The following is a 20,748-nucleotide window of genomic DNA, read 5'->3' as shown; positions in this document are numbered from 1 at the left end:
GGACAGTTGCAACGCCTCTGTCATTAGTCGCGTGAGGTTGAAACGCCCTTTGCGATACGGCGGTTGCGTCCGTGGCCCAAATGCCTAAGCCCATGCGTCATGGGGAGTGATGCGCGCACCGGCCAGATTGCGGTGATCTTCGTGGCGCAACGGACGCGCGAGGACGAGCCGGGCTATGCTGCTGCGGCGGCGGCAATGGTCGCCCTCGCGGCGACCCAGCCGGGCTATGCTGGGATCGAAAGCACGCGGGATGCCGATGGGCTCGGCATCACGGTCAGCTATTGGCGCGACGATGCCGCGGCGATTGCCTGGCGCGATCATCCCGAACATGCGCGTATCCGCGATCTTGGGCGAGAGCGCTGGTACGCGTGGTACGATCTTCAGGTCGCGCACGTGGAGCGCGGGTATCGCTGGCGGCGGGCATGACCTCTTCGCGCATCGATCGCACCTTCATCATCCTTTTTCTGGTGATGTTCACCATCGCGGCGGGCAACACCGCGCTGCAATCGGTGCTGCCGGCGCTCGGCCGATCGCTCAGCGTGCCCGACAGCGCAGTCGCCGCGGCCTTTTCGGTTTCAGCGCTGCTGTGGACGGGAGTCGCGCCGTTCTGGGCGAACCGCGCCGATCGCTATGGTCGGCGCAGGATGGTGTTGCTCGGCATGACCGGGCTGGTCGCATCGCTCGCGCTGTGCGGGTTGTTCCTGACGGCAGGGATCAACGGGTGGATCGCGCCCGTCGGCGCGTTCGCCTGGTTCATCGCGGCACGTATGATCTATGGCGGGTTCGGGGCTGCCGCGCCTCCGGCGGTGCAGGCGATCGTCGCCGCCCGCACCAGCCGCGAGGAGCGCACGCGCGCGCTGACGCTCATTGGATCGGCTTTCGGACTGGGCACCATCGTCGGGCCTGCGGTGGCGCCCTATCTGGTGCTCGGTCATGCCTGGCCGGGTGGTCCGGAAATCGGGCTGGCCGGCCCGGCGCTGATCGGCGCGGTGGGCGCGATGGCGATGCTGGCGGCGACCTGGTATTGGCTGCCGCGTGAAGTGGATGCCTCTGCAGGCCATGGGGCGGTGTCGAGCTATCCGTCGATCGGCGGCCAGGCGAGCGGTGCCAGCGTCACGGCGGCGACAGCGGACAGGGTCGAGACGATCGGCTTTCTCGACCGGCGCGTGCGGGCATGGATGATCTGCGGACTGGTGCTGGGCCATGCACAGGCGGCGGCGGGGCAGGTCATCGGCTTTCTGGTGATCGACCGACTGGGTGTCGCGCCGGTTGCGGCGATCGAGGCGACTGGCTTGGTGCTGATGATGGGGGCCGGCGCGGCGCTGCTGGCGCAGTGGGGGATCATCCCGCTGCTCAACCTGTCACCACGCGGGCTGATGCTGAGCGGCCTGACGATCAGCGCCGTGGGCTGTGTTGCGACCGGCAGCGCGACGACCCTGTACGGCATCGCCACCGGCTATGCGCTGACGACGCTGGGCTTCGGTTTTTCGCGGCCGGGCTTCACCGCCGGTTCGTCGCTGGCGGTGGGGCAGGGGGCGCAGGGGTCCGTTGCCGGCAAGGTCACGTCGATCAACGGCGCGGCTTTCATTCTGGGGCCGTCGATCGGGGTCGCGTTGTACCAGCTATGGCGGCCGCTGCCCTATCTGGGCGCGGCCGCCTTGCTGGCCCTTCTGGTGCTCTACGGCTGGTTCAACCTGCGTCCTTCGAGCCCCGCGACTGAAGCATCCCCGGGGCGATAAACCCGATCGGGTTCAGCGACACCGCATCCTGCTTCATCTTGGCGACGATCTGCTCGTATTCGCGTTCCATCTCAGGAGTCACTGTGGCGCGCGAATCGGCGAGCGCCGCTTCGAAATGCGCCATCGTGACAAGCTTGTTGTCTAGCGATTCGCGCAGCGCGGCCAGACCCGCGCGGCGAACTACATCTTCCAGGTCCGCGCCGGTGAAGCGTTCGGTCCGCGCCGCTACGTCGCCCAGGTCGACATCGTCGGCGAGCGGCATCTTGCCGGTCTGGATGCGCAGGATGCGCTCGCGACCTTCCTTGTCCGGCACGCCGACATAGATCAGCTCGTCCAGCCGGCCTGGCCGCATCAGTGCCGGGTCGATCAGGTTCGGGCGGTTCGTCGCGCCGATCACGACGACCGACTGCAGCTCCTCCAGCCCGTCCATCTCGGCCAGGATCGTGTTCACCACGCGCTCGGTCACCTGCGGCTCGCCCATCCCCGATCCTCGCGCGGGCACCAGGCTGTCGAGCTCGTCGATGAAGATGACGCAGGGTGCCACCTGACGCGCGCGGGCGAACAGCCGGGCGATCTGCTGCTCGCTTTCGCCATACCATTTGGACAGGAGGTCGCTCGACTTGGTAGCGATGAAGTTTGCCTCCGCCTCGCGCGCCACCGCCTTGGCGAGCAGCGTCTTGCCGGTGCCGGGCGGGCCATAGAGCAGGAAGCCCTTGGCCGGGCGGATGCCAAGGCGCCGGAACGCATCGGGATCCTTCATCGGCAGTTCGACGCCCTCCTTCAGGCGCATCTGCGCGTCGTCCAGGCCGCCGACATCCTCCCATTTGATGTTCGGCTTCTGCACCATCACCTCGCGCATCGCGCTCGGCTGGACGCGTTTGAGCGCCTCGACGAAATCCTCGCGTGTAACGGCCAGCGTGTCGAGCACCTCGGCGGGGATCGTCTTATCCTCGAGGTTGAGGCGCGGCATGATCCGTCGCACCGCCTCGATCGCCGCTTCGCGCGCCAACGCTGCCAAGTCTGCGCCGACAAAGCCGAAGGTGGTGCGAGCGAGTTCGGCAAGATCGACGTGATCGCCCAGCGGCATGCCGCGGGTGTGGATGCCCAGGATCTCGCGCCGGCCGCGCTCGTCGGGCACGCCTACCACGATCTCCCGATCGAACCGGCCGGGACGGCGCAGCGCTTCGTCGATCGCCTCGGGCCGGTTGGTGGCCGCGATGACAACGATGTTGGCGCGGGCCTCCAGCCCGTCCATCAGCGTCAGCAACTGCGCGACGAGGCGCTTTTCCGCCTCGCCCGACACCTGGCCGCGCTTGGGAGCGATCGAATCGATCTCGTCGATGAAAACAATCGACGGGGCATTGGCAGCGGCTTCCTCGAACACCTCGCGCAGCCGCTTCTCGGACTCGCCATAGGCCGAGCCCATGATCTCGGGTCCGTTGATCAGGAAGAACTGCGCATCGGATTCGTTCGCGACGGCGCGCGCTAGGCGCGTCTTGCCGGTGCCGGGCGGGCCGTGCAGCAACACGCCCTTGGGCGGATCAACGCCCAGCCGCTGGAACAGTTCAGGATAGCGTAGCGGCAGTTCGACCATCTCGCGCAGCTGGTCGATCGTCGCGGCCATGCCGCCGATATCGTCATAGGTGACGTCGGCGCGTCGCTCGCCCTTGGCTTCCTCATAGTCCGGGCGAAGCTCGATCTCGGTATTCTCGTCGATATGGACGATGCCACGCGGGGCGGCGGAGACGACGAGCAGCCGGATTTCCTGCAGCGCATAGGCCGGCGCGCCGCGCAGATGCTGCATGACGTCGGCTGGCGTGTTCTGGACGCGCTGCTGACCCACGGTGGATACGGTATCGCCCTGGCACAGCGGACGACCGATGAACGTCCGCTTCAAGGCGTTGGCCGATCCTTCGAGGCGCAGGTCCTTGCGCGCCGGCGCAAAGACGACGCGCGTCGCTGGTCGCGAATCGGCTCGGCGGATCTCGACGAAATCGCCCGAACCCACCCCGGCATTGGCGCGCTGAAGCCCGTCGATCCGGACGATCTCAAGTCCTTCGTCCTCGGGATAGGGGTAGACGGCACGGGCCGGGGTCGTGCGCTTGCCGACGACCTCCACCACATCGCCCGGTTGCAGCCCAAGCTCGCCCATGAGCGCGCGCGGCAGGTGCGCCAGGCCACGGCCGCTGTCTTCAGGCCGGGAATTGGCGACCTGATATTTGCGGGTGGGTGTTTCGCTGTCGGCCATTGGCTCTCCTTCCCTGCTGGGTGGACGCGCAGATAGGCACGGGGTTCCGTTTCGCCTAGGCACCAATCCGTTGGCCAAGCGATTCGGGCAAAAAAAGGGGCCGGTCCGAAGACCGACCCTTTGAAAGGTTTAGGAGAGGATGCCTGAAAGGCCTGCTCTATGTGCAGTGCAGCGTGTTTTTGTGCAAGTGCGAAAGAACTAGCACGGGTTGCAGTTTTTGCATCTGTCCTAAAATGGCAGTTTTGGCAGGTAAGGCCTCGTTCATCGCACCGTTTCACGTGGAACGGGTTGCAAAGCAGAACGCTGCACCACACAAAAGATCATGCGCCGGCTCCCACCGCTCACTGCAATCGAAGCATTTGTTCAGGTCGCACGCCTCGGCTCCGTCAAGGCCGCGGCCGAAGAACTGGCGCTTTCGTCCCCGGCGCTCAGCCGCCGGGTGCAGTCGCTCGAGCGGTTCATCGGCAAGCAGTTGTTCGAACGGCGACACCAGGCGATGAGGCTCAATAGCGACGGTGAGCGGTTGCTCGGTCTGATCGCACCTGCACTCGACACAATGAGCGATGCGATCGAGAGCATGACGAGCGGGGCCGAGCTGCTCCGCCTGCGGCTCGGCACCCCGTCGCTGTTCGCCACGCAGCGCCTGCTGCCCTACCTGCACCAATTGCGGGCGGCGCACCCGCAGCTTCACCTAGACATCGACACCGGCGGGCTTGGCATGTCGCGGCTCGGCGATGGGCTGGACGCAGCGATCGTGCTGGCGCGCGATATCGAACCGACGCTCTACGCACGGCGGCTGGACCGCAACCACATCCGTCCGATCGCCGCTCGGCGACTGGCAGAGGGCCCGGACGCCATCACCGACCCCCGGGAATTGTCACGCTTCAGCGTGCTGGCGCATCGCGACATGGCCGACAGCTTCGAGATCTGGCGCGCTGCGCTCGGCCTGCCCGACCTGGAACCGATCGCGATCGACTTGTTCGACTCGGGTACGCTGATGCTCGAGGCGGCGGCGCAAGGCGTGGGCGTAGCGTTCATGCTCAGCTCGCACAATATCGATCCGAACGACCCGCGCATCGCCCCGTTGTTCCCCGAGCCGGTGGTGAAAAGCCCGTACAGCTACTGGTTCGTGTGCCGCCCGCGCGCGCTGGAGCAACGCCCGGTCAAGTTGTTCCACGACTGGCTGATCAAGCTGATCGAGATCGAATAGGATTAGAGCGGCCGCCCGTCCTGATCCATCAGCACCTCGCGACGGCCGACATGGTCGGGGCGGGAAACGAGGCCGTCCTTCTCCATCCGTTCGATCAATCGCGCGGCGCTGTTGTAACCGACTCGCAGCTGGCGTTGGAGCCATGACGTCGAGGCTTTCTGACTCTCCGCGACCAGCTGACAGGCGCGGCGATACAGCTGCTCCTCGGGCGAATCGTCGCCGGTCGGTGCGCCATCCAGCGCGAATTCCTCGCCCTCCGGCTCCTCGGTGACTGCCTGGATGTAATCGGGCGCACCCTGCGATCGCCAGTGATCGGCCACCGCCTGCACCTCGTCGTCGGACACGAACGGGCCGTGCACGCGCGCGATCTGCTTGCCACCGGGCATGTAGAGCATGTCGCCCTTGCCCAGCAGCTGTTCGGCGCCCTGTTCGCCCAATATGGTGCGCGAATCGATCTTTGACGTCACGTGAAAGCTGATGCGCGTCGGCAGGTTCGCCTTGATCACGCCGGTGATGACGTCGACCGACGGGCGCTGCGTCGCCATGATGAGGTGGATGCCGGCGGCGCGCGCCTTCTGCGCCAGGCGCTGGATCAGGAATTCGACCTCCTTGCCCGCGGTCATCATCAGGTCCGCCAGTTCGTCGACCACGATCACGATCTGCGGCAGCGGGTTCAGCTCGAGCGTCTCTTCCTCATAGATCGGCTGGCGCGTATCGGGATCATAGCCGACCTGCACCTTGCGGCCGAGCTTCTGCCCCTTGGCCAGCGCCTGGCGCACCTTGTCGTTGAAGGACCCGAGCGAGCGGACGTTGACCGACGCCATCATGCGATAGCGTTCCTCCATCTGCTCGACCGCCCATTTGAGCGCGCGCACCGCCTTGGGCGGATCGGTCACCACGTCGGCGAGCAGATGCGGGATACCCTTGTACATGCTGAGTTCCAGCATCTTGGGGTCGATCATGATCATGCGGCACTGATCGGGGGTGAGCCGATAGAGCAGCGAGAGGATCATGCAGTTGAGGCCGACCGACTTGCCCGAGCCGGTCGTGCCGGCAACGAGCAGGTGCGGCATCGGCGCGAGGTCGGCGATGACGGGATCGCCGGCGATGTTCTTGCCCAGCACCAGCGGCAGCTGCGCCCCCATGTCCTCGAACGTCTCGCTGTCGATCAACTCGCGCAGGTTCACTGCCTCGCGCTTGGCATTGGGCAGCTCGATGCCGATGACGCTGCGACCCGGGATCGTGGCGACGCGTGCCGACACCGCCGACATGTTGCGGGCGATATCGTCGGCCAGCTGGATGACGCGGCTCGCCTTGATCCCGCTCGCCGGTTCCAGTTCGTACATGGTGACGACCGGGCCGGGGCGAACCTCGACGATCTGGCCCTTCACATGGAAGTCGTCGAGCACGCTTTCGAGCAGCCGGGCATTGCGCTCCAGCGCCGCCTTGTCGATCGCACCGGTGCCCGTCTTGGGGCCGGGCTTGAGCAATTCGTGCGAGGGAAGCTGGTAATTGCCCTTGAAGTCGAGGCTGGTCTGCACCGGCTTCGCTGCCTTGGGCGGAGCCGGGGGCGTGGTTCGATCGGCGATGACCGGACCGGGTCGCGTTTCAGGCAGCGCGATCTTGCGCGGCCTGGGCGTGGCCGCGGCATAGCTCTCGTCATCGTCCTCGTCGTCGCCGAACACCTCGTCAGCCTCGCTGGCGCTCCGCTCCCGCCGCGGCAGGGTCAGATGTCGGCTCACATCGATCTGCACGCTGCGCGCCCAGATCACCACGCCGGCGATCCCGCTGACCAGGCCGATCACGCGCGCCCCCCAGAGCACCACCGCCGGCTCGCCGGCCAAGCCGAGCAGCCAGCGTACGAGGTTGGCGATCGTCAGCCCGATGATCCCGCCCCATCCGCCGGGCAGCTCGAGCACGGGGCGGCTCGATACGAAGGCGAGCGCCGCGCTCATCATCGCGATCCCCAGCGCCGCACCTAGCAGCATCCGGCTCCAGTCGCCGACCGGCTCGCCGCGCCACAGGCGCAGGCCGATGATGATCCCGACCGGTGCCAGCAGGACGACCGGCAGGCCGGCAAGCGCCAGCAGCAAGTCGGAGAGGTACGCACCCGGCGTGCCGAGCAGGTTCTGGGTCGGGCCGCCCGCAGCGGTGTTCAGCGACGGATCGCCGCCACTATACGTTCCCACGGCCAGTACCGAGGCAAGCGTCAGCACGAACAGCGCGATCGCGCCGATCAGCGCGCCGCTGCGCTTCGCCCCCGCCTTCATCGTATCACGCCACAGCATCGGCTGCGCTCGGCTCGCCATAACCCGCCCCAAGGATGTTCGAAATTCGTTCGCGGATTCTCGACCCTTCCACCTCTGGCGTCAAGCAGCCGGGTGGGTTACTCGCCGCATATGACCCAGGCTGATCTCTTGATCCTCGGCGGTGGCCTTGTCGGCAGCGCCCTGGCCGTGGCGCTCGACAAGCACGGCATCTCAAGCATCGTGGTCGATCCCGCCGACCCCGATACGATCCTTGCCGCCGCGCATGACGGCCGCGCCTCTGCCATCGCCGCGGCGCCGTTCCGCATGCTCGAAGCGATTGGCGTGACCGATCGGCTGGCAGGCAAGGGCTGCCCGATCGAGAGCATTCGCGTGAGCGACGGGCTTGAACCGGGCAAGCTCGACTTCGATCCGCTCGATGGCGAACCGGCGCTCGGTACGATGTTCGAGAATCGCCATCTGCGCGCAGCACTGATGGCGGCTGCGCGCGAAGCGCCGCTGGCCGATGTGCGGATGCAGACCAGGGCGGAGTCGGTCGATCGCGGCGAGCATGGCGTGACCGCGCGGTTGAGCAGCGGCGAGACCGTTAGCGCACGGTTGCTGATCGGCGCGGAAGGTCGCAATTCGCCGACTCGCGAATCGGCGCACCTCAACGTCGCGCGCTGGACCTACGATCATTCGGCGATCGTGACCTCGCTGCACCACGAGCATAGTCACGAGAATACCGCGTTCGAGATATTCTATCCGCAGGGGCCGTTCGCGATCCTGCCGCTGGTCGATGACGATCAGGGGCATCGCTCGGCGATCGTATGGTCGGTAAAGCGGCGCGAGGAAGCGGGCATGATGAAGCTGTCCGAACGCGCCTTCCTGGCTGAGGCGGAAAAGAAGATGGGCGGGTTCCTGGGTAAGCTCGGCCCGCTCGGCCCCCGTTTTTCGCACCCGCTCGGCTTCCATCACGCCGCAACGATCACCGCGCAGCGGCTGGCGCTGGTCGGCGACGCGGCGCACGGCATCCATCCGATCGCGGGGCAGGGGGTCAATGTCGGCTTTCGCGATGTCGCCGCGCTGGTCGAGGTGCTGGTCGAGGGCAAGCGGCTCGGGCTCGACATGGGCGACCCCGCCTTGCTCGCGCGGTACCAGCGGTGGCGCAGCCTCGACACCTTCATGGTCTCGGTCGCGACCGATGCGCTGACCCATCTGTTCGGCATTCCCGGCAGGACCGCGCATGCCGCGCGCCGATTCGGGTTGTCCGCGGTGGACAAGGTGCCGGCGCTCAAGAACTGGTTCATGGCCGAAGCGCGGGGTGAATCCGGGGCAACGCCAAAGTTGCTGCAGGGCGAATTGGCGTAGGTCCGCGCCGGATACCTGCTTTCGCAGGGAAGCAGTTACTGCAGCGTGCCCTCGTCGCCCTCGTGGCGGCCGAAGAATTGCATCAGCTGCACCGTCAGCGCGGCGCGCTCGTTCAGCGTGCCTGCCTCGAGCAACGCCTGCTTCGCCGCCGGATCGAAGGGCGCAATCTGCGCGATGCCGTTGACCAGACTGGCGTCGTCCAGTCGCGTCACCGCCTCCCAGTCCACCGCATAGCCATGGGCATCGGCGAAGCGACGCGATTCGAGTTCGAGTGATGCGCGTTCGCCCAGCGACAGCGTCTCGTCATTGCCGTCGGCGATCAGCTCTGCCTCGACCTGGCGGAACGGCGTAGTGACGTCGAGTTCGCGAATCACGCGAAATCGCGACAGTCCCTCGAGCACGATGTCGAACCGCCCATCGTCCAGTGCCTGCACCTCCGCGATGCGGCCGACGCAGCCGATCTCGAACAAGGCCGGCGGACCGCCGCTGTCCACCCCGGTCACCGGGCGCGGCTGGATCATGCCGATGCGGCGATCGCGCGCGAGACTGTCGGTGACCATGGCGCGATAGCGCGGTTCGAAGATGTGCAGCGGCAGCGCCAGGCGCGGAAACAACAGCGCGCCGGGCAGCGGAAAGATCGAAATCCTCGTGGTTTTTGGCGCAGTCATCCGAACAGGATGGCGGACAATTTGCGCCGCTGCGCCGACACCCATGGATCTTCCAGGCCGACTGCTTCGAACAGCTTGAGCAGCCGCTGCCGCGCGGCCCCCTCGTTCCATTCGCGATCTTCGGCGATCATAGCGAGCAGCGTTTCGGCGGCACCTTCCCGGTCGTGCGCCATCAGCGCGCCGGCAAGTTCGTAGCGCGCGGCCATGTCGCCGCTTGCGGCACGGGCGCGTATCTCGCCGAGCTCGTCGTCGGCGGGGGCTTCCTGCGCCAGCGTCAGGGCGGCGCGGGCGCGTTCGACCTCAGGCGACTTGGCGGCATCCTCCGGCAGCCCATCCAGTGCGGCGGCGGCGGCGGCGAGATCGCCTAGCGCGGTCAGCGCGCGGGCGCGGCCAGCGGCGACCTGCGGATGATCCGGTGCCATCTCGGCGATCTGGTCGAAGATCGACAGGGCGCGTTCGTTGTCGCCGCCCGCCAGCACTTCCTCCCCCATCGCCAGCAGCGGCTCCAGCTCGGCCGCCTGCTGCGCGGCTTCGCTCTGCACCGGGATCTGCCGCAGGATCTGGTCGAGATTGGCGCGCAGCTGCGATTCGGTGCGTGCATTCGTCAGGTCGGCGACCAGCTGGCCCTGGAACATGGCATAGACGGTCGGGATCGAGCGGACCTGGAACTGCGCGGCGATGAATTGATTGGCGTCGACATCGATTTTGGCCAGGATCACGCCCTTGTCGGCATAATCGGCCGCGACTTTCTCCAGCACCGGCCCCAGCGCCTTGCACGGCCCGCACCACTCTGCCCAAAAATCGAGGATGACGAGGCTCGTCATCGACGGCTCGACGATATCCTTGCGAAATGCCTCGACGGCTTCCTTGTCGGCGGCGGACAGTCCCAGCGTGGCCACGGCGATTCCCTTGCGATCCAAACAGGCGCCCTATGTGGGCGTTGCAGGCGTAACGGCCAAGAGGCTTTGAGGATGCGATTTCTGGGGTTGCGGACCTGAAAACCCGCTGCTAGAGGCCGCCACCTTGCCCCGCCCCCTCGGCTTTCCGAGTGGGCGACACAAGCGCCAGAGCGGGCGTAGCTCAGGGGTAGAGCACAACCTTGCCAAGGTTGGGGTCGAGGGTTCGAATCCCTTCGCCCGCTCCAGCCGGCCATCACGGGCCGGCCTTCCGAAACTTGAACTTCGATGCCGTCACGGCGCATGTCGCCTGCGACGTGCCTCATTTCTGTACGCTGCGTTTCGGAAATTGCCCCGTTCCCGCCCTTTTCGTGCCGAACCTGGTCCCCATCTCTCTGCTTGATGGATGGATCCGATCGCGCACCGGTCGGCCCTCCCGCTTGAAGAAGAGGTATTCGATGAAGGGCAAGGCAATGTTGGCCGCCTTTGCGGCCGCGATGACGATGCTCGCGCCGGCCGCTTATGCCGGCGGTGACGCCGGGCCGGCGAGTGGCAGCGCCTGGCGCAACCCCAGCAACAGCGTGCATATCCGTCTGACGCCGTGCGGAGCCGACCGGATGTGCGGCACCGTGATCTGGGCGAGCGACAAGGCCAAGGCCGATGCGCGACGTGGCGGGACCGATCAGCTGATCGGCGCCAACCTGTTCCACGAATTCCGCCGCGTCGCGCCGGACGAATATAAGGGCCGCGTTTTCGTGCCCGACATCAATCGCACCTTTTCCGGGCAGATGAAGGTTCAGGGCGATTCGCTGATCGGCAAGGGCTGCGTGCTTGCCGGGCTGATCTGCAAGCAACAGGTTTGGAAGCGCATTTCATGATGCCGCGGGGCGCTCGTCCGCGCTAAGGTCGCCCAATGAGCGAGCAACGGATTCGGATCGGCATCGGCGGCTGGACGTTCGAGCCGTGGCGCGGCGGCACCTTCTATCCCGAGGGACTGGCCCAGAAGAAGGAGCTGGAATTCGCCAGCCGTCAACTGAGCGCGATCGAGATCAACGGCACCTATTATTCCGGGTTCAAGCCCGCGACGTTCGCGGGATGGGCTGCGGCCGTGCCCGACGACTTCATGTTCACGGTCAAGGCATCGCGCTATTGCACCAACCGCAAGGTGCTGGCGCAAGCCGGCGACTCGATCGCGAAGTTCGTCGGCCAGGGCATCGTCGAACTCGGCGAGAAGCTCGGCCCGATCCTGTGGCAATTCATGGCGACGAAGAAGTTCGATTCCCGGGATTTCGGCGCGTTCCTCGAACTGCTTCCGGCGCGCCATGACGGTGTGAAGCTGCGTCACGCAATCCAGGTGCGCCACGAAAGCTTCGCGGTACCCGAATTCGTCGCACTGTGCCGCGCGGCCGGCGTCGCAATCGTGTTCGCCGATTCGCCCGACTATCCGGCGATCGCCGACGTGACCGGAGACTTCGTTTACGCTCGCCTCGAAAAGGGCGAGGATGCCAATCCGCTTTGCTATCCCGATGGCGAGATCGAGCGCTGGGCCGATGCAGCGCGCATCTGGGCGGGCGGCGGCCAGCCCGATGGCCTACCCTATGTCGAGGATGCGCTGCCTAAGAAACAGCCGCGCGACACGTTCATCTTCTTCATCCACGGCGGCAAGGTGCGCGCGCCGGCCGGGGCGCAGGCGCTGATCGCCGCAACGGCCTGAAGCGAGTGGTTCAGGCCGTCGGCGCTGCTTCGCCCGGCGCCGCGCGGCCCTGGATCGCAGCGGCTTCGAGCGTGTCGAGCGCCCGGCGGGTTTCGACATAGCGGCTCGCCGCCGCCATCCAGCTTTCCGCGCCCTGCGCGCCGGGCAGGCGGTTGATCTCGGCAAGAGATGCTTCGACATGCCCCTGTGCAAGCAGCCGGCGGGCGCGTTGCAGGCGTTCGCGCGGGTGCGGACTAGGCGCGCTTTCCTTGCGGATGATGACGAGGCTGCCAAGCTCGCGGCGCACCGCATCCAGCCAGCCCCCGCCAGGCGCCGCGGTCGACAGGCGCGGCGCGATCTGGTCGAGCGCGAAACGCAGATCCTCCAGCGTCACCGGCTCACCCGCCGCACGCAGCACGGTGGCGACCGCCTGCGGTTCGGCCGCTCCGAACCGCGCGCGCAATTCGGGGCCGACGAAGCCGAGCGCCTGGCCGCGCTCGATCGCGCGGCGCGCGGCAGAGATCAGCATCATCGCCTCGGCCCGGCCGGCATAGCTACCGGCCGTGCGCGCGTCGCTGTCGGTCGCGCGCAGCCGTGCGTCGAGCGCATCGAGCCGTGCTGCCAGCGCTTGTTCCCGGGCGGCGAGCGTCGCCACGTCGGTACTGGTCGGCAGCGCCGCCGTGGCGGGCGCGACGGGTTGCGGCTGAGCCGGTGCCGGGGCAGGGGCGCCCCAGTCGCTGAAACGGAAGATCGCGGCCATGACCGCGAGACCCAGCAGGAACGCGGCCAATCCCGCGATCAACAAGGCTGGCAGCGTGTTGCCGCGGGCTGGAGCGGCGAGCGGCGCTTGGGAAGTCATAGGGCTGCTTATTCTCCCGAAGCAGTCAGGGGTCAATCGCAAGGGCGCGCGCTGCGTCGATCAGCGCGGGGTCCGTCGGCGCGCGCGACACCGCCACCGCTTCCCAGCCCGGCCCGGCCGCATGCGCAGCCTTGTCGCTGATCGCGACCAGCCGAATGGTGCCGCGCGCCATCCCGGCAGCATCGATCGCCGTTAAAAGCTGCTGCGCCGCCCGCGTGGAATGGATGAGCGCCACGCTACCCGCCAGCGGGGCAAGCGCGGCGTGGTCGCAGCGGCGCGGTGCCGCGCGATAAAGGGTAAGCGTCTGCGCGATCGACGGATGATCGATGCGCGTTCGATGTTCGCCCGCCAACCACAGCAGGCGGCGGACCGGCGCGACGTCGGCCAGCATCGAGCGCACGTCGCGTTCGCCGATCCGCTCGACCGCGAAGCCATGGTCGCGCGCCGCCGCTGCCGTCGCCGCGCCGACTGCCAGGACGGGCAGCGCGTGAAGCGCAGCGAGCCCGACGCCACCTTGGCGCAAGGCGTTCGCGCTGGTCAGTAACAGCCCGTCGAAGCGGTCCGGCGCGGGCGGCGACCAGTCGACCGGCTCGATCTCGAACAATGGCAGCGCGATGCCCGACAGCCCGGCATCGCGGACTCGCGCGACGGTCGCGGCGTTGCCCGGCTCCGGGCGCAGGACGGCAACTGGCCGGATCAATGCCCGAACAGGCCGCGCAGCGCCGGCGATGCCGCATCGAGCAGTTCGCGGGCCACCTTGGCGGCATCCTCGGGCGCGCCGAGCTCCCGATCCGCGGTCACCGATTCGCTGCCGTCGCGGGTCAGCAGCTCGGCGCGCAGGCGCAATCGGCCATCCTCGATCGTCGCCAGCGCAGCGACGGGGGAATGGCAATCGGCGGACAGCGCGGCGAGCAATGCGCGTTCGGCAAACACGCAGCGCTCGGTGATACGATCGCCGATCGCGGCGACCAGCGCCCGTGTGGCGGCGTCGTCGGCGCGCACTTCGATTCCCACCGCGCCCTGCGATGGCGCTGGCAGCATCGTTTCGAGCGGGATCGGCGCGCCCACCTCGGGCCGGCCTAGGCGCTCGAGCCCTGCGGCCGCGAGCAGCGTCGCATCCGCCTCGCCCGCCGCCACCTTGGCGATCCGCGTATCGACATTGCCGCGCAGCGCGACGATGGCGAGGTCCTGCCGGATGCGCCGCATCTGCGCGGCGCGGCGCGGCGAACTCGTGCCGATCCGCGCACCCTGCGGCAGCGAAGCGATCGCCGGCGCGCCGATCAGTCGATCGCGCACGTCCTCGCGCGGCAGCATCGCGGCGATCGCGATCGTGGCGGGCCGGATCGTTTCGACGTCCTTCATCGAATGCACGGCAAGGTCGATGTCGCCGGCGAGCAGCGCCCGGTCCAGCTCCTTGGTCCACAGCGCCTTGCCGCCGATCTCGGCGAGCGGCCGATCCTGCACCCTGTCGCCGGTCGTGCGAATCGGTACCACTTCGATTTCATCGGCATCCCAGCCATGCGCCGCGATCAGCGCGTGGCGCACCAGATTGGCCTGAACGAGTGCGAGCGGGGAACCCCTGGTGCCGAGACGAAGCATGGCGGCGCTCTAGCGCGTGCGTATCAGTCGGTGAAGACCGGCGCGCGCTTCTGCATGTTCGCCATCACTGCCTCGATCTGATTGGGCGAACGCAACAGCCGTGCCTGCTCATCGGACTCGGCCGCCAGGATCGCGGACGAGTCCCCGTCCACCGCAGCGTTGGCGAGCCGCTTGGCCGCGCGAATCGCGTGCGGATTACGCGCGGCGATGGTGCGAGCAAGCTCGAGCGCGGCCTCCAGCGGATGATCGGCGATGCGCGTGATAAAGCCGTGGGCCAGCGCTTCCTCGCTGTCGAACTCGCGCGCGGTATAGCTAAGCTCGCGCAGCACGTCGTCGCGGACCAGTCCGCGCCACAGCGCAAAGCCCGCCATGTCGGGAACGATGCCCCAGCGCATCTCCATGATCGAAAAGCGCGTTGCCGGGGCCGCGATACGGATGTCCGCGCCGCTCATGATCTGGAACCCGCCGCCAAAGGCGACGCCGTGCACCGCGGCAATGACTGGCACGGCCAGCGTGCGCCAGCCCCATGCCACCTGCTGGAACAGGTTGGCGGGTCCATGCGAACGGGCCTTCAGATCCATGCCCGATCCGCCTCCGGCCATGCTCGCCATGTCGAGTCCCGCGCAAAAGGCGCGACCCTCGCCCGAAACAACCACCGCGCGCAGGCCGGGTGCCGCGGCCAGCCGATCGATCGTATCGGCGATGGCCTCGAACATCGCCGAGTCGAGCGCGTTCATCTTGTCGCCGCGTGCCAGCCGCACATCGCCGATCCCGTCTGCAATCGTCATGCTCACGCGCGATTCGTTCATCATCCGCTCCCTCGTCTTTGCCATTTCCTAGATCAGGGCCCGGCAATCGCCGACTCCTTTGACGGGCGGCGCGATTGCGACAGGGGGTGGCACAAATTGCCTCGGCGCGCGGCCTTGGATAGGGCAGGGCCATGGCCACCCCACCGCCCAAATTTCACCCGCGCATGTTTTTCTCGGCGCGCCGCTACGGACATGGCGGTCGGCTGGGCATCGATTATCTCGCTCATGGTCCGGACTGGTGCGAACTCGTATTGCCCTTCTCGCCCGATCTGATCGGCGATGTCGGTCGCGGCGTGCTCGCGTCCGGGCCAGTCGTCGCGCTGCTCGACATGGCGACCAGCGTTGCCGTCTGGCTGAAGCGCGATGCCTTCGTGCCGCACGCGACGCTCGATCTGCGCGTGGACTATCTGCGTCCGGCAGCCCCGGGCCGGACGGTCACCGGGCGCGGCGAATGCTATCGGCTGGCAAAGCGCGTCGCATTCGTGCGCGGCATCGCGCATGATGGCGACCCCGACGACCCGATCGCGCACGTCGCGGGAACGTTCATGACGACCGGAACGGTGGACGCATGATCCTGCCGCCTTATGCCAAGGTGCTTGGCGTCACGATCGAGGCGGGCGAGGGCGCGCCGTTGCTGTCGATGCCCTTTGGCGAGGATGTGCTCGGCCGGCCGGGCTTCGTGCATGGCGGCGCGCTAGCCGGGCTGCTCGAACTGGCGGCGATTGCCGCGCTGGCCGTCGAACTGGAAGCGGCCGGGCGCGAGGATGTGGGTTACAAGCCGATCAACGTCACGGTCGATTTCATGCGGGGCGGGCGCGACAACATGACGTTCGCGCAGGGGCGGGTGGTGCGGCTGGGGTCGCGCATCGCCAATGTCGAGGCGGCGGCATGGCAGGATGCGCGCGATCGCCCGGTGGCGAGCGCGCGCATGAACTTCCTGATCAGCGGTTCGGCGTCAGCTTGAGCAAGCGGCCCTGCGACCCGCGGCCGCCGTCTTCCAGCAGCCACAGGGCGCCGTCCGGCCCTTCTTCGACTTCGCGGATGCGCGCACCCATGGGCCATTGGTCGCCCTTGGCCGCACTGGTGCCGTTCACATCGACTCGCACCAGCGCCTGGCTCGACAGGCCGCCGATGAACAGGTCGCCCTTCCATTGCGGGAACAGCTTGCCCGAATAGACGATCAGCCCGCCGGGCGAGATCACCGGGTTCCACGAAACCTTGGGCGCTTCCAGGTCGGGGCGCGTGCTGTGGCGCGGGATCGGCTTGCCGTCATAGTGATCGCCGTCCGAAACGAGCGGATAGCCGTAATTCTTGCCCGGCAGGACCAGATTGACCTCGTCCCCGCCCTTCGGACCCATTTCCTGCTCCCACAGGTTTCCGGCCGCGTCGAACGCGATGCCCAGCAGGTTGCGATGACCATAGGACCACACTGCGGGGTGGAAGCCCTTGGCGGTCAGGCCCGGGTCGCCGGCGGGGTTGCCGTCCAGCGTGAAGCGCAGGACCTTGCCCAGTGTCGCCTTGGGGTCCTGCGCCGGATCGAACTTCTGCCGCTCGCCATTGGTGAAGAACAGATGCTTGCCGTCCGGCGCGAGCGCAATGCGGCCCGAATAGTGACCGTTGCCCTCAACATAGGGCGTGGCACGGAACACCGTGGTCACGTTGGCGAGGCTCGGCGACTTGCCATCGGTGAGCGTGCCGCGCGCCAGCACCACACCCTTGCCGTTCGCCGCCGCCTCGGAATAGCTGAACCAGACGTGCCGGTTGCTGGCGAAGCCGGGGTCGAGCACCACGTCCATGAGCCCGCCCTGGCCTGCACTGTCGACGGCGGGGATGCCGGTCACCTGCGTGCTCGTCTTGCCGTCGGCGCTGACCAGCAGCAGCACGCCGGCCTTCTCGGTCACCAGCATGCGGCGGTCGGGCAGGAAGGTCATCGCCCAGGGCGCATCGAAATCGGCGATCGGAGTCACCGTGAACGGCAGACCTGCGGGGGAAGGGGTCGTGCTCTCGGCGGTGCTCGGCGCGGCCTGTTGGCTGTTGCCCGGCCCGGCCGCCGTGCAGGCGATCAGGGTCAACGAAACGGCGGCGATCGGTAGCAGGCGCATGGACTTCTCCGGCGAGTAGACGGCCCCCAAACGCGTGGAGCCGCGTGATGTTGCACGTGCGACATGATCGCGCGGTTCGGCACATGACGCAAATCCTTGCCGTGCGCCGGACAAATGCCTATAGAGGCGCTGTTCTCGACATTGGAAACTTGCCGAGGCCGGCCCGCAGAGGGTTCGGCGGCGACAAGTTGTATCTGGAGTTTGTGCGTGGCGGACGTCGCCAAATTGACCGCGATCATCGAGCCGGAGGCGCAGGCGCTCGGGCTGGCGCTGGTGCGCGTCAAGATGTTCGGCGGTACGTCGGACCCCACCTTGCAGGTGATGGCCGAACGGCCCGACACGCGCCAGCTGACGATCGACGATTGCGCCGACCTGTCGCGCCGCATCTCGGACCGGCTGGACGAGCTGGAAGCGGCCGGCAAGGACCCGATCCCCGACGCCTATCGGCTCGAGGTCAGCTCGCCCGGGATCGACCGGCCGCTGACCCGGCTCGCCGATTTCCAGGACTGGGCGGGGCACGAGGCGCGCATCACGCTCACCGAGAAGGTCGACGGGCGCAAGCAGTTCAAGGGCGATCTCGCCGGCGTGGACGGTCAGACCATCGCCATCACCGACCAGCAGGGCGTCACCCACAGCATCGCGTTCGAGCGTATCGAAGACGCCAAGCTGCTGATGACCGACCGGCTGATTGCCGCAACCGCGCCACTTTCCGCCGAGGGCGCCGACAAGATTATCGAAGAAGAGGTTTGACGATGGCCACTGCAGGAAATTCTGGCGTGACTGCCAACCGGGCCGAACTGATCGCGATCGCGAACTCGGTCGCCAGCGAGAAGATGATCGACAAGGCCATCGTGATCGAGGCGATGGAAGACGCGATCCAGCGCGCTGCCAAGGCCCGTTACGGCGCCGAGAACGACATTCGCGCCAAGCTCGACCCCAACACGGGCGACCTGCGCCTGTGGCGCGTGGTCGAGGTGGTCGAGCAGGTCGACGACTTCTTCAAGCAGGTGGACTTGAAGGGCGCAGAAAAGCTGCAGAAGGGCGCGAGCGTCGGCGACTATATCGTTGATCCGCTGCCCCCGATCGAATTCGGCCGGATTGCCGCGCAGGCCGCCAAGCAAGTGATCTTCCAGAAGGTCCGCGATGCCGAGCGCGAGCGCCAGTATGAAGAGTTCAAGGACCGCCAGGGCGAGATCATCACCGGCGTCGTCAAGCGCGTGGAGTTCGGCCATGTCGTCGTCGACCTGGGCCGCGCCGAAGGCGTGATCCGCCGCGACGCGCAGATCCCGCGCGAAGTCGTGCGTGTCGGCGACCGCGTCCGCTCGCTGATCCTCAAGGTCGTGCGCGAGACGCGCGGCCCGCAGATCTTCCTTTCGCGCGCGCATCCCGACTTCATGAAGAAGCTGTTCGCGCAGGAAGTGCCCGAGATCTATGACGGCATCATCGAGATCAAGGCCGCCGCCCGCGACCCGGGCTCGCGCGCCAAGATCGGCGTGATCAGCCACGACAGCAGCATCGACCCGGTCGGCGCGTGCGTCGGCATGAAGGGCAGCCGCGTCCAGGCGGTGGTGCAGGAGATGCAGGGCGAGAAGATCGACATCATTCCCTGGTCGCCCGACACCGCGACCTTTGTCGTCAACGCGCTTCAGCCGGCAAACGTCGCGCGCGTCGTGATCGACGAGGAAGAGGATCGCATCGAAGTGGTCGTCCCCGACGATCAGCTTTCCCTCGCGATCGGTCGGCGCGGCCAGAACGTCCGCCTCGCCAGCCAGCTGACGGCCAAGGCGATCGACATCCTGACCGAGACGGATTCGAGCGAGAAGCGTCAGCAGGAGTTCGTGACGAACAGCGAGATGTTCCAGAACGAGCTGGATGTGGACGAGACGCTGGCCCAGCTGCTGGTTGCCGAAGGCTTCAGCGCGCTCGAGGAAGTCGCCTATGTCGAGCTCGACGAGCTGGCCGGGATCGAGGGTTTCGACGAGGATCTGGCGCAGGAGCTGCAGAGCCGCGCAGCCGAAGCGCTTGAGCGTCGCGAGGAAGCGAACCGCGAGGAGCGCCGCGCGCTCGGCGTCGAGGACGATCTGGCCACCATGCCCTATCTGACCGAAGCGATGCTGGTCACGCTGGGCAAGGCCGGGATCAAGACGCTCGACGATCTGGCCGATCTCGCCACCGACGAACTGGTCGCCAAGAAGCGTGCCGAGCCGCGTCGCCGCGGCGATGGGCCGGCAGCACCGGTGCGCGAAGCCGACAAGGGCGGCGTGCTGGGCGAATATGGCCTTACCGAGGAACAGGGTAACGAGATCATCATGGCCGCCCGCGCCCATTGGTTCGAGGACGAACCGGCAACCGAGGAGGACGCTGTTGCGGACTCCGAGCAATGAGCGCGCGTCTGAACTGACGGAAGGCAAGCGTGCGGATGGCAAGGGCGCCGTCCGCACCTGCATTCTCTCGCGTGAGGAATCCCCTCGCGACGGGCTGATCCGGCTCGCCCTTTCGCCGACCGGCGAAGTGCTGCCCGATATCCGCGCCAAGGCGCCGGGGCGCGGCGCCTGGATCGGCGTGAACCGCGCCGAGCTCGAGCAATCAGGCAAAAAGCTGCGCGGCGCGTTGTCGCGGGCGTTCAAGACGAGCGACCTCACCATCCCCGACGATCTCGGCGCGCGAATTGCCGAGCAGCTGCAGCGCGCGTTCCTTGATCGCCTGGGTCTCGAGGCCAAGGCCGGCACGATCGTGATCGGCGGCGAGCGGATCGAAAAGGCCGGCCGGATGGGCAAGCTGCACCTGCTGCTCCATGCCGCGGACGCCGGCGCGGACGGCTCGCGCAAGCTCGACCAGGCGTGGCGCGTCGGCCGGGATCGGGAAGGGTCCGGGGCGACGGGCTTCACATTGCCGGTCCCGCGCACCATATTGTCCTTGGCGCTTGGCCGCGAAAATGTGGTACATGTCGGCCTGACAGACCCCAGGGCAGCTGGCCGGGTGAGCGATGCGCTTGCCCGCTGGCTGCAATTTATCGGTCCCGATCCAGCCTCCGAACCTTGCGAAATGCCCTCGCAAGGCGCATCGGGCGCTGGCGGCGATCAAGACGAACGAAGCACAGACGGGAATTAAAGTTGAGCGATACCGAAAACGAAAAGCCGAAACTCGGAATGCGCCAGCCGCTGGGGCTGAAGCGCACGGTCGAGACCGGCAAGGTGAAGCAAAGCTTCAGCCACGGGCGCTCGAACACCGTCGTGGTCGAAGTAAAGCGCCGCCGCGTGCTGGGTCCGCAGGGCGCGCCCGCGGCGGAAGAGGCGGCACCGCCGCCC

At 67.3% G+C, this 20,748-nt stretch carries 21 protein-coding genes and 1 tRNA gene; 13 read left to right on the top strand and 9 right to left on the bottom strand.

Translation table 11 applies throughout. The features are described from left to right. Window positions 1-99 precede the first annotated feature (99 nt). Together BFL28_RS19215 and BFL28_RS19210 are read left to right on the top strand one after the other, a co-directional pair. Window positions 100-426: an antibiotic biosynthesis monooxygenase family protein gene (locus BFL28_RS19215; RefSeq protein WP_069322134.1), complete on the top strand. Its 327-nt coding sequence runs from the start codon at window positions 100-102 to the stop codon at window positions 424-426. After that, on the top strand, window positions 423-1,739 hold the full coding sequence (locus tag BFL28_RS19210; RefSeq protein WP_069322133.1) for an MFS transporter: 1,317 nt from the start codon (window positions 423-425) through the stop codon (window positions 1,737-1,739). Before BFL28_RS19215 ends, BFL28_RS19210 begins: the two co-directional genes overlap by 4 nt. On the opposite strand, the gene BFL28_RS19205 is transcribed toward BFL28_RS19210, so the two are convergent. Beyond that, window positions 1,690-3,987: a CDC48 family AAA ATPase gene (locus BFL28_RS19205; RefSeq protein ID WP_069322132.1), complete on the bottom strand. Its 2,298-nt coding sequence runs from the start codon at window positions 3,985-3,987 to the stop codon at window positions 1,690-1,692. The genes BFL28_RS19210 and BFL28_RS19205 overlap by 50 nt on opposite strands. A gap of 322 nt (window positions 3,988-4,309) precedes the next feature. Between BFL28_RS19205 and BFL28_RS19200 the strand changes: the two genes are divergently transcribed. Further along, a complete protein-coding gene (locus BFL28_RS19200; protein WP_069322131.1) occupies window positions 4,310-5,197 on the top strand; it encodes a LysR substrate-binding domain-containing protein in 888 nt (295 codons plus the stop codon). Between the two features lie 2 nt (window positions 5,198-5,199). On the opposite strand, the gene BFL28_RS19195 is transcribed toward BFL28_RS19200, so the two are convergent. Further along, the gene (locus BFL28_RS19195) at window positions 5,200-7,506 is read right to left on the bottom strand and encodes a DNA translocase FtsK (protein WP_069322130.1); all 2,307 of its coding nucleotides are present in this window, start codon (window positions 7,504-7,506) and stop codon (window positions 5,200-5,202) included. Window positions 7,507-7,596: 90 nt separating this feature from the next. Between BFL28_RS19195 and BFL28_RS19190 the strand changes: the two genes are divergently transcribed. Further along, window positions 7,597-8,814 carry an FAD-dependent monooxygenase gene (locus BFL28_RS19190; protein WP_069322129.1) on the top strand — a complete coding sequence of 406 codons (1,218 nt, stop codon included), beginning with the start codon at window positions 7,597-7,599 and terminating at the stop codon, window positions 8,812-8,814. A 35-nt stretch (window positions 8,815-8,849) separates the two neighbouring features. Here BFL28_RS19190 and BFL28_RS19185 read toward each other — a convergent pair whose 3' ends face one another. Further along, on the bottom strand, window positions 8,850-9,482 hold the full coding sequence (locus BFL28_RS19185; RefSeq protein WP_069322128.1) for an LON peptidase substrate-binding domain-containing protein: 633 nt from the start codon (window positions 9,480-9,482) through the stop codon (window positions 8,850-8,852). Continuing rightward, entirely contained in the window at window positions 9,479-10,366 is an 888-nt protein-coding gene (locus BFL28_RS19180) for a tetratricopeptide repeat protein (RefSeq protein WP_069322274.1), read from the bottom strand. Before BFL28_RS19180 ends, BFL28_RS19185 begins: the two co-directional genes overlap by 4 nt. Before the next feature lie 185 nt (window positions 10,367-10,551). Between BFL28_RS19180 and BFL28_RS19175 the strand changes: the two genes are divergently transcribed. The 3 genes from BFL28_RS19175 to BFL28_RS19165 all read left to right on the top strand — a co-directional run bounded on the left by BFL28_RS19175 (window position 10,552) and on the right by BFL28_RS19165 (window position 12,092). Next, window positions 10,552-10,626: transfer RNA gene (locus BFL28_RS19175), tRNA-Gly, on the top strand. 210 nt (window positions 10,627-10,836) lie between these two features. Continuing rightward, window positions 10,837-11,256: a DUF2147 domain-containing protein gene (locus BFL28_RS19170; RefSeq protein WP_069322273.1), complete on the top strand. Its 420-nt coding sequence runs from the start codon at window positions 10,837-10,839 to the stop codon at window positions 11,254-11,256. 35 nt (window positions 11,257-11,291) lie between these two features. Beyond that, the gene (locus tag BFL28_RS19165; RefSeq protein ID WP_069322127.1) at window positions 11,292-12,092 is read left to right on the top strand and encodes a DUF72 domain-containing protein; all 801 of its coding nucleotides are present in this window, start codon (window positions 11,292-11,294) and stop codon (window positions 12,090-12,092) included. Window positions 12,093-12,102: 10 nt separating this feature from the next. On the opposite strand, the gene BFL28_RS19160 is transcribed toward BFL28_RS19165, so the two are convergent. The 4 genes from BFL28_RS19160 to BFL28_RS19145 are packed head-to-tail and all read right to left on the bottom strand — an operon-like array spanning window position 12,103 to window position 15,338. Then, complete coding sequence (locus BFL28_RS19160; RefSeq protein WP_069322126.1) at window positions 12,103-12,930, bottom strand: MICOS complex subunit MIC60; 828 nt, start codon at window positions 12,928-12,930, stop codon at window positions 12,103-12,105. 25 nt (window positions 12,931-12,955) lie between these two features. Then, a complete protein-coding gene (locus BFL28_RS19155; protein WP_069322125.1) occupies window positions 12,956-13,630 on the bottom strand; it encodes a uroporphyrinogen-III synthase in 675 nt (224 codons plus the stop codon). Next, window positions 13,627-14,529, bottom strand: coding sequence for a hydroxymethylbilane synthase (gene hemC, locus BFL28_RS19150; RefSeq protein ID WP_069322124.1), 903 nt, complete (start codon window positions 14,527-14,529; stop codon window positions 13,627-13,629). Before hemC ends, BFL28_RS19155 begins: the two co-directional genes overlap by 4 nt. A gap of 23 nt (window positions 14,530-14,552) precedes the next feature. After that, the gene (locus tag BFL28_RS19145; RefSeq protein WP_069322272.1) at window positions 14,553-15,338 is read right to left on the bottom strand and encodes a crotonase/enoyl-CoA hydratase family protein; all 786 of its coding nucleotides are present in this window, start codon (window positions 15,336-15,338) and stop codon (window positions 14,553-14,555) included. A 131-nt stretch (window positions 15,339-15,469) separates the two neighbouring features. Between BFL28_RS19145 and BFL28_RS19140 the strand changes: the two genes are divergently transcribed. Both BFL28_RS19140 and BFL28_RS19135 read left to right on the top strand, forming a co-directional pair. Beyond that, entirely contained in the window at window positions 15,470-15,910 is a 441-nt protein-coding gene (locus tag BFL28_RS19140) for a PaaI family thioesterase (protein WP_069322123.1), read from the top strand. Next, complete coding sequence (locus BFL28_RS19135; protein ID WP_079247319.1) at window positions 15,907-16,302, top strand: PaaI family thioesterase; 396 nt, start codon at window positions 15,907-15,909, stop codon at window positions 16,300-16,302. The genes BFL28_RS19140 and BFL28_RS19135 overlap by 4 nt, the downstream gene beginning before the upstream one ends. Here BFL28_RS19135 and BFL28_RS19130 read toward each other — a convergent pair. Further along, window positions 16,280-17,440, bottom strand: coding sequence for a PQQ-dependent sugar dehydrogenase (locus BFL28_RS19130; protein ID WP_069322122.1), 1,161 nt, complete (start codon window positions 17,438-17,440; stop codon window positions 16,280-16,282). The genes BFL28_RS19135 and BFL28_RS19130 overlap by 23 nt on opposite strands. Before the next feature lie 207 nt (window positions 17,441-17,647). On the opposite strand from BFL28_RS19130, the gene rimP reads away from it, so the two are divergent. From rimP to BFL28_RS19110, 4 genes are all read left to right on the top strand, one after another. After that, the gene (gene rimP / locus BFL28_RS19125; protein WP_069322121.1) at window positions 17,648-18,190 is read left to right on the top strand and encodes a ribosome maturation protein RimP; all 543 of its coding nucleotides are present in this window, start codon (window positions 17,648-17,650) and stop codon (window positions 18,188-18,190) included. A 2-nt stretch (window positions 18,191-18,192) separates the two neighbouring features. Beyond that, complete coding sequence (nusA, locus tag BFL28_RS19120) at window positions 18,193-19,824, top strand: transcription termination factor NusA (protein ID WP_069322120.1); 1,632 nt, start codon at window positions 18,193-18,195, stop codon at window positions 19,822-19,824. A gap of 13 nt (window positions 19,825-19,837) precedes the next feature. After that, window positions 19,838-20,551: a DUF448 domain-containing protein gene (locus BFL28_RS19115; protein ID WP_069322270.1), complete on the top strand. Its 714-nt coding sequence runs from the start codon at window positions 19,838-19,840 to the stop codon at window positions 20,549-20,551. Between the two features lie 2 nt (window positions 20,552-20,553). Continuing rightward, window positions 20,554-20,748: translation initiation factor IF-2 associated domain-containing protein (locus BFL28_RS19110; protein WP_131818694.1), on the top strand; the 195-nt coding region annotated here is incomplete at its 3' end.

It is taken from the genome of Sphingomonas turrisvirgatae, assembly GCF_001721295.1.
GTDB classification, from domain to species: domain Bacteria; phylum Pseudomonadota; class Alphaproteobacteria; order Sphingomonadales; family Sphingomonadaceae; genus Sphingomonas; species Sphingomonas turrisvirgatae.
The sequence above is the reverse complement of the archived record's forward strand: the minus strand, read 5'-3'. Positions and strand labels throughout refer to the sequence as shown.